This window comes from Priestia sp. YIM B13491, assembly GCF_042787605.1.
In the GTDB taxonomy this organism is placed as follows: Bacteria; Bacillota; Bacilli; order Bacillales; family Bacillaceae_H; genus Priestia; species Priestia megaterium_E.
Map to the genome: position 1 here is coordinate 354,877 of NZ_JBHZOR010000001.1, position 13,695 is coordinate 368,571.

13 protein-coding genes are annotated in these 13,695 nt (G+C 38.2%); 11 read left to right on the top strand and 2 right to left on the bottom strand.

Annotated elements, in window-relative coordinates; genetic code table 11:
* Nucleotides 1–7: 7 nt before the first annotated feature.
* From recO to ACFX4E_RS01820, 10 genes are all read left to right on the top strand, one after another.
* Entirely contained in the window at nt 8–772 is a 765-nt protein-coding gene (recO, locus tag ACFX4E_RS01775; RefSeq protein ID WP_377238340.1) for a DNA repair protein RecO, read from the top strand.
* Nucleotides 773–1,030: 258 nt separating this feature from the next.
* Nucleotides 1,031–1,669, top strand: coding sequence for a transcriptional regulator CcpN (gene ccpN, locus ACFX4E_RS01780; protein WP_025750542.1), 639 nt, complete (start codon nt 1,031–1,033; stop codon nt 1,667–1,669).
* 33 nt (nt 1,670–1,702) lie between these two features.
* A complete protein-coding gene (locus tag ACFX4E_RS01785; protein ID WP_013059222.1) occupies nt 1,703–2,506 on the top strand; it encodes a pyruvate, water dikinase regulatory protein in 804 nt (267 codons plus the stop codon).
* Nucleotides 2,507–2,817: 311 nt separating this feature from the next.
* Nucleotides 2,818–3,288, top strand: coding sequence for a YaiI/YqxD family protein (locus tag ACFX4E_RS01790; protein WP_078082176.1), 471 nt, complete (start codon nt 2,818–2,820; stop codon nt 3,286–3,288).
* Between the two features lie 41 nt (nt 3,289–3,329).
* Nucleotides 3,330–5,138: a DNA primase gene (gene dnaG / locus ACFX4E_RS01795; protein WP_016765586.1), complete on the top strand. Its 1,809-nt coding sequence runs from the start codon at nt 3,330–3,332 to the stop codon at nt 5,136–5,138.
* Nucleotides 5,139–5,203: 65 nt separating this feature from the next.
* A complete protein-coding gene (gene rpoD / locus ACFX4E_RS01800) occupies nt 5,204–6,337 on the top strand; it encodes an RNA polymerase sigma factor RpoD (RefSeq protein WP_013059219.1) in 1,134 nt (377 codons plus the stop codon).
* 382 nt (nt 6,338–6,719) lie between these two features.
* On the top strand, nt 6,720–7,859 hold the full coding sequence (locus tag ACFX4E_RS01805) for an acyl-CoA dehydrogenase family protein (protein WP_013059218.1): 1,140 nt from the start codon (nt 6,720–6,722) through the stop codon (nt 7,857–7,859).
* A gap of 131 nt (nt 7,860–7,990) precedes the next feature.
* Nucleotides 7,991–8,350 (top strand): cytochrome c550, encoded by a 360-nt coding sequence (gene cccA, locus ACFX4E_RS01810; protein WP_013059217.1) that lies wholly within the window; start codon nt 7,991–7,993, stop codon nt 8,348–8,350.
* Between the two features lie 168 nt (nt 8,351–8,518).
* Nucleotides 8,519–9,223 carry a tRNA (adenine(22)-N(1))-methyltransferase gene (locus ACFX4E_RS01815; protein ID WP_028410626.1) on the top strand — a complete coding sequence of 235 codons (705 nt, stop codon included), beginning with the start codon at nt 8,519–8,521 and terminating at the stop codon, nt 9,221–9,223.
* Nucleotides 9,220–10,341 carry a Nif3-like dinuclear metal center hexameric protein gene (locus ACFX4E_RS01820; RefSeq protein WP_377238342.1) on the top strand — a complete coding sequence of 374 codons (1,122 nt, stop codon included), beginning with the start codon at nt 9,220–9,222 and terminating at the stop codon, nt 10,339–10,341. Before ACFX4E_RS01815 ends, ACFX4E_RS01820 begins: the two co-directional genes overlap by 4 nt.
* A gap of 47 nt (nt 10,342–10,388) precedes the next feature.
* Here the strand turns inward: ACFX4E_RS01820 and ACFX4E_RS01825 are convergent, their stop codons facing one another.
* Together ACFX4E_RS01825 and ACFX4E_RS01830 are read right to left on the bottom strand one after the other, a co-directional pair.
* Nucleotides 10,389–11,339 carry a 4-hydroxy-3-methylbut-2-enyl diphosphate reductase gene (locus tag ACFX4E_RS01825; protein WP_263033723.1) on the bottom strand — a complete coding sequence of 317 codons (951 nt, stop codon included), beginning with the start codon at nt 11,337–11,339 and terminating at the stop codon, nt 10,389–10,391.
* A 128-nt stretch (nt 11,340–11,467) separates the two neighbouring features.
* On the bottom strand, nt 11,468–12,172 hold the full coding sequence (locus ACFX4E_RS01830) for a YqfQ family protein (protein ID WP_098803704.1): 705 nt from the start codon (nt 12,170–12,172) through the stop codon (nt 11,468–11,470).
* A gap of 185 nt (nt 12,173–12,357) precedes the next feature.
* On the opposite strand from ACFX4E_RS01830, the gene ACFX4E_RS01835 reads away from it, so the two are divergent.
* Nucleotides 12,358–13,677 carry a DEAD/DEAH box helicase gene (locus ACFX4E_RS01835; RefSeq protein WP_013059212.1) on the top strand — a complete coding sequence of 440 codons (1,320 nt, stop codon included), beginning with the start codon at nt 12,358–12,360 and terminating at the stop codon, nt 13,675–13,677.
* Nucleotides 13,678–13,695: the final 18 nt, after the last annotated feature.

Below are 13,695 nucleotides of genomic sequence, written 5' to 3' on the forward strand. Positions count from 1 at the left end.
ATGATGATTGTTTAAAAAGTGTGAAGGAATTGTGATTCGAACGAATGATTACGGTGAATCAAATAAAATTGTCACCATTTATTCACGTGAACTCGGAAAAGTGGGTCTCATGGCAAGAGGGGCAAAAAAGCCCAGTAGTCGCTTAGCTTCCGTCACACAATTATTTACGTATGGATACTTTTTTATACAAGCAGGTTCAGGAATGGGTACTCTCTATCAAGGAGAAGTTATCTCATCTATGAGAAGCATACGCGAAGATATCTTCACAACAGCGTATGCTTCTTATATTCTTGAATTAACGGATAAAGCTACTGAGAACAATAAGCCAAATCCATTTCTATTTGAACTGCTGCACCAAACCATTCATTATATGAACGAAGAGTATGATGCAGAGATCTTAACATTTATTTATGAAATGAAAATGTTAAACGTTCTAGGTCTTCATCCTACATTAAATGAATGTGCAGTCTGCCACCAAGGTGAAGGAACTTTTCATTTTTCCATTCGAGAAGGTGGGTTTATTTGTCATCGATGCTTAGAAAAAGATCCTTATCATTTGAAAATTAGTCCGATGACGGTTAAACTATTAAGGCTATTTTATTACATTGATTTAAAGCGGTTAGGTTCTATTTCTGTTAAGCCCGAAACAAAAAAACAATTAAAGTTCGTAATTGATCAATATTACGAAGAATATTCAGGATTGTTTTTAAAAACAAAGCGGTTTTTGAATCAGATGGAGTCTTTAAAACAATCGCTCTCTGATGAGAAGTAGAAAAGATAATCAGTGATATGCAAGGAATTGCTGTCGCTAGGGTGCCTCGTAGTGTGTAGGGGACACCCTTTTTACTGTGGAGCGAAGGTGTAGTTTCGCTTATTGTAAGCGTAATGCCTGCTTTTTTTGAGAAGCCGTGGTAAAATAAACGGCATTCTAAAAAGATAAAATGCTAAAATTAATAAGTTATAGCTTTTACTTTTGCTTAAAAAGTATATAATGTTTTATAAATAGTATGTCACATTTAATGATTAGGTGGTGAGTACAATCGAACTGAACAAACGACAAGAACAAATTTTGCAAATTGTCAAAGACGAAGGCCCTATTACAGGTGAGCATATTGCAGATCAGCTTAGCCTTACGAGGGCAACGCTAAGACCGGACTTGGCTATTTTAACAATGGCCGGTTATTTAGAAGCGCGACCGCGCGTAGGTTACTTTTACACAGGTAAAACAGGAGCACAGCTTCTTACAGATAAAATAAAAAAAATACAGGTGCAAGAATATCAGTCTATCCCGGTAGTCGTGAACGAAAATGTGTCGGTATATGATGCTATTTGTACAATGTTTCTAGAAGACGTGGGGACCCTTTTTGTAGTGGATGAGAAATCCCAGCTAGTGGGAGTACTGTCGCGTAAAGATTTATTGCGCGCGAGTATCGGAAAGCAAGAGCTCACATCTATTCCTGTTCATATTATCATGACGAGAATGCCCAACATTACATATTGCTATCGCGAAGATTTGTTGATTGATATTGCTAAGATCTTAATTGAAAAACAGATTGATGCTATGCCCGTTATTAAAGAGGGAGACGGCAATTTTGAAGTGGTGGGACGCATTACCAAAACAAATATTACAAAATTACTAGTAGCATTAGCAAATGATGAAGTATTATAAGTGAAAAAGGATTAAAAAGGGGATGCACAAAATATGAACAACCCATGTCTTTATGTCATTTCGGATTCTGTAGGTGAGACAGCTGAACTAGTTGTAAAGGCTGCATCAAGTCAGTTCAATATGACGGACTTTGTAATTAAAAGAGTACCTTACGTAGAGGACATCGCAACACTTTCAGAAGTGGTTTCAGTAGCGAAGATGAACAACGCTATTATTGGTTTTACGCTAGTAAAGCCTGAAATGAGAGAATTTTTAATTCAAGAAGCGTCCAAGAATGGGGTAGAGGTATTTGATATTATTGGACCTCTAATTGATAAAATTCAATCTTCTTATCAACTTTCTCCTCGCTATGAGCCAGGAATGGCTAGAAAATTAGACGAAGATTATTTTAAGAAAGTAGAAGCGATTGAATTTGCAGTAAAATATGATGATGGGCGTGATCCGAGAGGCATTCTTAGAGCGGATATCGTATTAATCGGTGTATCAAGAACATCTAAAACACCTCTTTCTCAATTTTTAGCACACAAGCGTTTGAAAGTAGCCAATGTTCCGATTGTACCTGAGGTTGATCCACCAGAAGAGCTGTTTCACGTATCACCTGAGAAGTGTATAGGGCTTACTATTAGTCCTGAAAAACTAAACGATATTCGTAAAGAGCGTTTAAAGTCTCTTGGGCTAAATGATAAAGCAATTTATGCTAATATTGGCCGTATTAAAGAAGAACTTGAATTTTTCCAAGGGATTGTAGATAAGATTGGCTGTGAAGTGGTGGACGTATCCAACAGAGCCGTAGAAGAAACAGCAGGTATCATTCTCAATACCATCAAAAAGAAATAAACGATAGATCTCCTCTGTGCGTGACAGAAAGGAGATTGCTTTCTTATGTTTGTATGCTGTAAGCCTAAGAAAATATCCCAAAGATGAATATGACAGAACTTTTAAAAACAAGTGACTTTGGTATAGAAAATATAGGTTGTTTATATTATAATAAAAAATTGTGATAAAAAAGAATAGTTTTAGGTTTAGACTTTGTTAAGAACGAATAAACTATTTATATAAAAGTCAAGTCAGAATCGAAAAAAGTATTCGACAAATGCCATCTACAGGAAATAACAAATTGTTAGAAGGAATCTCTGGAGGGATGTAGAATACAGAGTTATAGCAAAAGAAAAAGTAAAGTTTTTGTCGATGCTGATGCATGCCCTGTTAAAGCAGAAATCGTTGAACTTACACATACATATGACATCGATCTTGTGTTTGTTGCTTCCTATGCTCACATGCAAACAAATCCTACACCAGGAAAATGGGTCTATGTGGATGCAGAAAAGGAAGCCGCAGATTTATATATTTTAAATCACGCAGTCAAGCAGGATATTGTCGTAACTCAAGATACTGGCTTAGCAAGCATGTTAGTAAGTCGAGGGGTTTACGCACTGTCTCCTCGTGGAAAGTACTATAATGACGACGAAATGAATACGGTGCTTTTCTTTCGCTATGTTTCTGCAAAAGAGCGACGGTCAGGCCATCATACTAAAGGCCCAAAGGCATTTAGTGAAGAAGATCGCCAGCATTTCATTCAAGCTTTTGAAAAAATGTTGTCGAAACTTGCAGGAATTTAGCACTTAGTGAAGAATATTATATGAAATACGGAGCTGTTACTATGGCAAATCGAATTCCTGATGAAGTAATCGACCGTATTCGGCATTCAGTAGATATTGTCGACGTCATAAGCGATTATGTACAACTAAAAAAACAAGGGCGCAATTATTTTGGACTCTGTCCGTTTCATGGGGAAAGCACACCGTCTTTTTCAGTATCGCCTGATAAACAAATTTATCATTGCTTTGGATGTGGTGCAGGAGGGAATTCATTTTCATTCATAATGGAATTAGAAGGACTGTCCTTCACGGAAGCAGCTCAGCAGCTTGCTGAAAAAGGAGATATTCCTTTCGAACATGAGATACATCCTCATGAAGAAGATAATCAAAAGCCTAGCAATAAAATGATTGAAGCACACGAGCTTTTAAAGAAATTTTACCATCATTTATTGGTAAATACAAAAGAAGGCCAAGATGCTTATGATTATTTAATAAATCGAGGGTTTTCACGAGAAATTATCGATGAATTTGAGATAGGTTTTGCTTTAGATTCGTGGGAATTTGTAAGTAAGTTCTTAACAAAACGTGGGTTTAATCCGCAAGAGATGGAACATGCAGGTTTAATCATTAAACGCAACCAAGATGAAACGTACTTTGATCGTTTTCGTGATCGAATTATGTTTCCTATTGCTGACTTGCAAGGCAAAACAATTGCATTTTCAGGGCGCCTGCTAAAAGAGATAAAAGGGCAGCCTAAATATTTAAACAGTCCCGAAACTTCTATTTTTAACAAAAGTCGCACACTCTACAACTTTCACCGCGCTAAAAAACATATACGCAAAAATCAGCAGGTTATTTTATTTGAAGGATTTGCAGATGTTATTTCGGCTGTTAAAGCGGGTTGCCCGAACGCAATTGCAACAATGGGAACTGCCTTAACAGAAGAACAGGCCAAGATTATTCGCCGAAATGTAGAGTCCGTTATCATTTGCTACGATGCAGATTCTGCCGGAATTGAAGCAGCGCACAAAGCAACTGCTATCTTAACAAATGTGGGTTGTACCGTTAAGATTGCTGTGATGCCGGATGGTTATGACCCGGATGATTATATTAAAGAATACGGGGCAGAGAAGTTTCAAAATGATGTTATTAATAGCAGCTTGACCTTTATGGCATTTCAAATGAGGTATCTCCGCCGAAAACGAAATCTACAAAATGAATCTGAACGTATGCAATACATTGAAGACGTTTTGAAAGAAATAAGCCTCCTTACGAAAGCCGTAGAGCGAGATCATTATTTACGCCAATTGGCACAAGAGTTTTCCATTTCATTAGATGCGCTTAAAGAACAGCAGTATCAAGTGTATCGAACTGAAAAAAAGAAAAAGGATAATGATTCTCCAAATCGAAATAATATAAATAGACAACCAGTCGTAAAGAGAAGCTTATTACCGGCTTATCAAAATGCAGAACGTTTTTTGATCGCTCATATGTTGAAAGATAAGGATGTAGCATTTAGAATTCAAGACCGACTTCAAGGTCAGTTCAATGTCGAGGAACATCGTGCGCTTGTTCTATATTTGTATGCTTATTACGAGGAAGGACACGAGCCTAATCCGAGCGGATTTATCGAGCGGTTGCCCGAGTCTTCGTTGTCTAGTCTAGCTTCAGAATTGGCGATGATGTCAATCAATGATGAATTGTCGGAGCAAGCTTTGAATGATTATATCCAAACGATATTGATTTACCCACAAAGGGTAGCGATAGAAAAAAAAGAAGCAGAAAAGCAAGAAGCAGAGCGTCAAAAAGATTATTTAAAAGCTGCGACAATAGCAATGGAAATTTTACAGTTGAAAAAAACGTTAAAATAAACGATATTGCGTATTAGTCCCACTTTTAGAAGGTTTTCCTTAAAATTTTGGAAGGAGGGGATCTGATGGCTGAAAAATCAGCTCAATCAAAACAACTTGATTCAGATTTAACAATTGAACAAGTAAAAGATCAATTGACCGAAATCGGAAAAAAACGTGGTGTGCTCACATACGAAGAAATTGCAGAGCGTATGGCGAACTTCGAAATTGAATCCGATCAAATGGATGAATATTATGAATACCTTGGAGAACAAGGTGTTGAAGTAATGAGTGAATCTGAAGCAAATGATGACGATGCCGATCCCGATATTCAAGAACTGTCAAAAGAAGAAGAGTTTGATTTAAATGATTTAAGTGTACCTCCTGGTGTAAAAATTAATGATCCAGTTCGTATGTACTTAAAAGAAATCGGACGCGTTGACTTATTGTCAGCAGAGGAAGAAATCAATTTAGCAAAACGTATTGAAGAAGGCGATGAAGAAGCGAAACGTCGTCTTGCTGAAGCAAACTTACGTCTTGTTGTAAGTATTGCAAAACGCTATGTTGGACGCGGAATGCTGTTTCTTGATTTAATTCAAGAAGGAAACATGGGTCTTATTAAAGCGGTAGAAAAATTTGATTATCGCAAAGGTTATAAATTCAGTACGTATGCGACATGGTGGATTCGTCAAGCTATTACTCGTGCAATTGCTGACCAAGCAAGAACGATTCGTATTCCCGTTCATATGGTTGAAACAATTAACAAGCTAATTCGTGTTCAACGTCAGCTTCTACAAGATTTAGGTCGCGAACCATCTCCTGAAGAAATTGCAGAAGATATGGACTTAACACCTGAAAAAGTTCGTGAAATCTTAAAAATTGCTCAAGAACCGGTTTCTCTTGAAACACCAATTGGTGAGGAAGATGATTCTCATTTAGGTGACTTCATTGAAGACCAGGATGCAACATCACCTTCTGAACATGCTGCATATGAATTATTAAAAGAGCAGTTAGAAGACGTCCTTGATACGTTAACAGATCGCGAAGAAAATGTTCTTAGACTCCGCTTTGGTCTGGACGATGGACGTACGCGTACGCTTGAAGAAGTAGGAAAAGTATTTGGCGTAACGCGTGAGCGTATTCGTCAAATTGAAGCTAAAGCGCTTCGTAAGCTTCGTCACCCTAGCCGAAGCAAACGTTTAAAAGATTTCTTAGAATAGATAAAAGCGTAAATAACGCTTATGAGATAGCTTCTTTCCTAGAGGAAAGGGGCTATCTATTTTTTATGGAATAAATTTCATAAAAACGCATTTTGAAGAAGTATATTGATTTTTTTACCAACTTTTCTTCTTTCATATATTTTACTGAATTGTCCTGCGTTTTGCAAATGCTCCTTTGTATTCTTTTGTCACAGAGCGTAAGCTGTTCAAATTCCTTTTAAACATCCGAAAAATGGAATCGCTATCATTTTATTCATGCTTTGATTAGTACTCTTATATTATAACACGAAAAAATTAAAACGTTTTAAAAGTTGAGAAAATTTACAAAAATGAATTATAATTAAATAATGTAAGCGTATACATTTTTTTAGGGGGAATAAAAATGAATTTTGAATTAACCAATGAACAAAAGATGATTCAACGGACGCTCAGAGAGTTTTCAGAAGCGGAAGTAGCACCGAATGCACTAGAGCGCGATCGAAGTAAGCAATTTCCGCTTGATGTTTTTAAAAAGTTAAGTGAGCTTGGTGTAATGGGGCTTCCTTTTCCTGAAGAGTATGGAGGCGGAGGAGCAGATACGGTTAGTTTTGCTATTGTCGTAGAGGAATTAAGTAAAGCTTGTGGCTCTACAGGAATTACATACTCAGCTCATGTTTCGCTCGGGGGCGCACCTATTTATTTATTCGGAACAAAGGAGCAAAAAGAACAGTACCTACCTGCTTTATGCTCCGGGGAATCTTTTGGAGCGTTTGGTTTAACCGAACCGAACGCAGGAAGTGACGCGGGGGGAACGGAGACCGAAGCAGTGTTGAAGGATGGAACATTTAGGATTAATGGAAGTAAATGCTATATTACGAATGCCAGCTATGCAAAGTTTTTAGCTTTAACGGCTGTTACAAATCGTACAGAAGGGAAAAAAGAAATTTCAGCTATTATCGTGCCTACAGAAGCTCGAGGTTTTACTGTAATAGACAATTACGAGAAAATGGGTCTACATGCTTCAAATACAACTGAACTCGTTTTAGAGGATGTTGAAGTGCCTGAAGAGAATTTACTCGGTGTAAGAGGAGAAGGCTTTAAACAATTTCTAATGACGCTTGACGGGGGAAGAATTGGAATTGGAGCAATGGCCGTTGGAATCGCTCAAGCGGCTTATGAAAAAGCACTGTCATATGCGCAGGAAAGAAAGCAATTTGGGAAAGCTATTTCATCATTTCAAGCGATTCAGTTTAAATTAGCTGATATGGCGATGAAAATTGAGTTAGCAAGAAATATGGTGTATAAAGCAGCGTGGTTAAAAGACCAAGGAAAGCCATTTACGAAAGAAGCTGCTATGTGTAAACTGTATGCTTCTGAAATTTGTATGGAAGTAGCCAGTCAAGCTGTTCAGATTCATGGAGGATACGGCTACATGAAGGAGTATCACGTGGAGCGGTATTTACGAGATGCCAAGCTTTTAGAAATTGGAGAAGGAACTTCAGAAATTCAGCGCTCGGTTATTGCAAGACAAATTGGCTGTTAAGATACGCAATAAGAAATTAGTTAATTATGTAAATAAAACCCTTTCACTTATGAGCATTTTCAAGTAAAATAAAAGTGCTTATACTATTTTGTTATTTCTAGGGATGGGAATACATAAAGGGGGTATAGTGAGTGAAGCGAAATCCGCTAATACCATTTTTATTAATTGCGGTAATTGGGATTGCTTTAATGTTAACGCTTTCGTTCAACGGATTGAATAACGCAAAAGAAATCGCGGCTGAAAAAGAAGGCGGTGGCGCGGAACAGCAGGCTTCAGCTAAACCAGAAGAAATTTATCAAAAAACTTGTATTGGTTGCCACGGTGATCAGTATCAAGGTGGAGTAGGTCCTTCGTTAAAAGGAATTGGGAAAAAAGTTTCTCAAGACGAAATTGCAGATATTGTTGTAAACGGTAAAGGAAACATGCCGCCTGGGCTGGTTCCTCCGGAAAAAGCGAAGGAAATGGCTAAATGGGTATCAGAAATTAAATAGAGTTCAGAAACATGATTTTCTGGAAAGCCGCTCATTTATAAAGCAGGCTTTTTTTTTGTGATTTTTTATAAGCATTCAGCTAAAAGGAAAACATGAAGAGAAATAGGAATCATGCAGCTATCTATGTTAAAATAATGAACAGTAATCACATAGAGAATAGGTGACAAAATGAATGAATTAAACTTATCAATAAGACTTGAAGAAGTAGTAAAGTCGATTCCTTTGGGAGCAAAGATAGCAGACATTGGCTCAGATCATGCATACTTGCCGTGTTTTGCTTATTTAAATGGATATATTAGCGGTGCCGTAGCAGGAGAAATTACAGAAGGGCCTCTTCAATCTGCTATTCAGCAGGTGAAAAAAACAAGCTTAACGGACGTTATTGACGTTCGAAAAGGAAACGGCCTAGAAGTAATATCACCGAATGAAGTAGACTGTATTACAATCTGCGGAATGGGCGGAACGCTTATTACAATGATTTTAGAAGAAGGAAAAGCAAAGTTAGAAGGAGTAAAAAGGCTTGTACTTCAGCCGAATATTGGTTCACATCATATTCGCAGCTGGCTGATTGAACACAGCTGGGAAATCATTGATGAAAAAATCATCGAAGAAGACGGTCGTATGTATGAAGTCATCGTCGCTGAACCTGGAAACGCCTTAGCTCCTTATAACGGTGAAGTGGAAGCCGGTGTGTTAATGGGCCCTATTTTAAAAGAAAAGCGCTCTTCTGCTTTTATGACAAAGTGGACGCATGAACTAAATCATCTTAAACAAATTGTCAGCCAAATGGAGCTGGCTCAGTCCGAGGAAAGCAAAGCAAAACTTCAAAAACTTACCCAAGACATCTCATTAATTGAGGAGGCGTTAAAATGAGTAAAATCCCTAACGGATTTCAAGTAATTGAAGCATTTGAATCATTTTCTCCCAAGCATTTAGCGGTTGAAGGAGATAAAATTGGTTTGCAGATTGGAACGTTAAACAAGCCTGTAAAAAAAGTAATGGTAACGTTAGATGTTCTTGAAACGGTCGTAGACGAAGCTATTGAAAAACAAGTGGATTTGATTATTGCTCATCATCCTCCTATTTTTAGACCTCTAAAACAAGTGGTTACAGATCGTCCTGAAGGGCGTATTTTAGAGAAATGCATCAAACATGATATTGCTGTATATGCTGCTCATACAAACTTAGATATAGCTAAAGGCGGAGTAAATGACCTGTTAGCCGAAGCATTGGGGCTACAAGAGACAAAAGTGCTGGTTCCAACAACGTCTATTCAGCTGAAAAAGCTTGCTGTATTTGTTCCTTCAAATCATGCTGAAGCAGTGCGCACAGCTATTTGTGATGCGGGAGCTGGACATGTGGGTCTTTACAGCGACTGTACGTTTTCAACTGAAGGGGAAGGCACGTTTAAACCTTCTTCAAAAGCCAATCCATACATTGGCTCAAAAGAAGAGTTAGAACGTGTAAATGAAGCAAAAGTTGAAACTATTTTTGAAGCGGGTCAACAAAATAAAATTATTCGTGCCATGCTCAGTGCTCATCCTTACGAAGAAGTAGCCTATGACATTTATCCAGTGGAACAAACGGGCGAGACGCTTGGACTTGGACGAATTGGTAAGTTAAAAGAAGAGATGACGTTAAAACAGTTTGCCGCTCATGTTAAACAAGTATTGGATGTGGATGGTGTTAGAGTATTAGGGTCTATGGATGCCACAGTGAAAAAAGTAGCTGTTCTGGGCGGAGATGGAAACAAATATATTACAAACGCAAAATTTAGCGGAGCAGATGCCTATGTAACAGGTGATTTGTATTTCCACGTTGCGCATGATGCAATGGCAATGGGATTAAACGTTGTAGATCCTGGTCATCATGTTGAAAAAGTTATGAGACAAGGTGTAACGCGTGTATTAACCAGTCTTTTTGATGCGAAAAACTTTGAGTGTGAAGTATTTGATTCAAAAGTAGACACAAACCCATTTACGTTTATGTAACAAAGAAAGAAGGTGTTGACGAATGTCAACACCTTCTTTTGCGTCTATTAAGACGATTTTTTTGTTCGAACTTTTGGTAAGATCTTTGAAAGAGGCACGCTTTTTTCACGTGTCCAAGTTGTTTCATCTTCCGGATCGAACTGATCTAGAAAATTGATGACCTCTTTTGTGATTGGAGTAGGGGTAGATGCTCCTGCCGTAACAGCTACGGTTTTCGCGTTCATCAACCATTCGATCTGCAGCTCTGAGATGTCACCGATACGATATGCCTCAGTGCCGGCAATCTCCATTGATACTTGAGCTAAACGGTTTGAGTTGTTACTTTTAGGATCTCCTACTACAATTGTAACATCTGCTTCACCTGCTTGCTCGGCTACAGCTTCTTGGCGAACTTGTGTAGCTAAACAAATTTCCTTGTGAACTTCAGCGTGCGGATATTTTTCTTTTACCTTTTCCATTACTTCTGCAACGTCCCACTGACTCATTGTTGTCTGATTTGTTACAATGATTTTTTTACGTTGAATATTTAAATGGGCTACGTCTTCTGCTTTTTCAATTAAATGAACGATATCTGGCGCGATACCAAGTGCACCTTCTGGCTCAGGATGATTTCGTTTTCCGATATAAATAACGTCATAACCTTCTTTTTCTTTTTGGCGAATAAGGTCATGGGTTTTTGTAACATCCGGACATGTAGCATCGATTGTTGTTAAGCCTTTTTCTTTTGCTCGTTCTTTTACTTCTGGAGATACTCCGTGCGCAGTAAAAATAACGGTTCCTTCATTTATTTGGTCTAAGATTTCTAGGCGATTAGCACCGTCCAGTGTGATAATGCCGTCCTCTTCAAACGCATCTGTAACGTGTTTATTATGAACAATCATTCCTAAGATATAGATTGGTCGAGGCAATGATTTATCTAAAGCGGCGTTTCGTGCAATGACCATTGCGTCTACTACACCATAACAATAGCCGCGCGGTGCAATTTTAATAACTTTCATTTCAATTTCCTCCTCATCATAATCCTGACGAGCAATTCAACTCGCTTCTATTATATAAAAGAGGAAGGAAGAATACAAAGATATTCTTTTTTTGCTCACTGTATTTCCTTAAGGAATCAGCAGATTTATCAAATATAAAGTTTTGGTTTAGACACCCGATCTCTGGATGAATGTTCAATTTCTTCTTCAAAGAAATCCAGCTCATCATCGGATGAATCCGTGCTTTCTGCGCCTACTGATAAAACCTTACTGTCTTTACTTTCATCAGTTTCAGAAACCTCTGTTCCTTCTGCTTCGAGTACTTCATCTGTGTCATCACTTGAGCGCAAGGCCTGATAGATTTTCCATAGAGAAGGAGCATTTTTGACAAGAGGTCCGTATTGTTGAATCATAGGTCCCATCGTTTCCGCTGCTTTTAGTACTCGCTGAACATTCCCCATCATGGAGCTCAAGTTAGCAGGGTTCGTTAATCCTTGCAAACCTCCAAGCAGGGAAGAAGAGTTAGTCGCTCCTGCAGCACCTTGGGCTCCTGAAAGTCCAGAAAACAAAGAACCTCGAGGAGCAGCCGCAGCCGCTTGTTGAAATGGTATGTTTCTATTTCCGCCTCTTCGGAATAGGCGAGTTAAGAAGTTACCTCCTCCACGGTTCAGGCCTTGCTGATTCGGGTAAAATGATTGTTGAGCATTTGTTTGCTGGGCAAAGTTACGAAACTGCTGTAATGGATTAAATTGGCCAAAGTTACCAGGTTGTTGCCCAAAGCCGTTTTGTGGTGGCATTCCTGGCATCATTCTTCTTTGCATACCGGGTGGAAATGGTGGTCTTCGCTGTAGCAAAGGACGCACCTCCTTTAGTAAAGTAGATTTTCTTTTACTATCGTATGCAACTCGCGATAAAATGTTTTTGAAACAGGTAATAAGTTTTAGTAATATGAATGAGAAGTAGTCACAGAAGGAAAAATCGATTATAATCATATATTGTGCCTTAAAAGATGAACGTGAATGTAAAAAAGGAGACTATTATGGAAAAAACAAACTTTGAACGTTTTGAGTTTCAACCATTTTTAATAGAAGCAATTAAACAATTAGGTTTTTATCAGCCTACAGAGATTCAGGAGCGCTTAATTCCTTCCGTTTTAAAAGGGGAAAGTGTAATTGGTCAGTCGCAAACAGGGACCGGCAAAACACACGCTTATTTATTGCCTTTACTTGAAAAGGTAGACCCTAAAAAAGAAGAAGTACAAGTTGTAATCACCGCTCCAACTCGTGAGCTTGCTTCTCAAATTTATCAAGAAGTATTAAAGCTAACAAAACACAGTGCTGAAGGAGAAGAAATTTCAGCAAAATGTTTTATCGGCGGTACAGATAAGCAGCGTACAATCGACAAATTAAAGAAGCAGCCTCAAGTTGTTGTAGGAACACCGGCTCGTTTGTTTGATTTAGTAAATGAAAAAGCGTTAGTTGTGTATACAACAAAGGCGTTAGTAGTAGACGAAGCTGATTTAATGCTTGATATGGGATTTTTAGAAGATGTGGACCGTTTGGCAAGCAATATGCCTGAAAAATTACAGATGCTTGTTTTTTCAGCAACTATTCCTGAAAAATTAAAGCCATTCTTAAAAAAATACATGGAAAATCCAAAATTCACGCATGTTTCGCCGAAGCAAGCAGCAGCAGCTAAATTAGAGCATGTATTAGTTCCACTGCGTCATCGCAACAAGTTTAAGCTCCTGCATGATATGCTTATTTCTTATAATCCTTATTTAGCTATCGTCTTTACAAATACAAAGAAAATGGCGGACGAAGTAGCAGATGACCTACTGTCTAAAGGATTAAAAGTAGGAAGAATTCACGGAGACTTATCTCCTCGTGACCGTAAGAAAATGATGAAGCAAATTAATAATTTAGAATTTCAATACGTAGTAGCGACAGATTTAGCAGCTCGCGGTATTGATATTGAAGGAATTTCACACGTCATTAACTTTGAGCTTCCTTCAGATCTAGATTTCTACATTCACCGAGTAGGACGTACAGCTCGTGCTGGTCATTCTGGAATTGCTGCTACAATCTTCGATGTGGAAGATGAAGATGCAGTAAATAAGCTGGAGAAAATGGGAATCGAGTTTGTAAACAAAGATCTTCAAAAGCAAGAATGGGTTTCCATCGATGACCGTAACCGCCGTAAAAAGCGTGTAAAGAAAGCGGATGAAGTGGGAGAAGAGGCACATCGCTTTATTCAAAAGCCGAAGAAAGTAAAGCCTGGCTACAAGAAAAAACGTGCTCGTGAAATTACAAAGTATGTGCAAAAGAAAAAGCGTAGTGAAAGACGCAACAATCGTTAATCGCAATAGGTTAGAGGT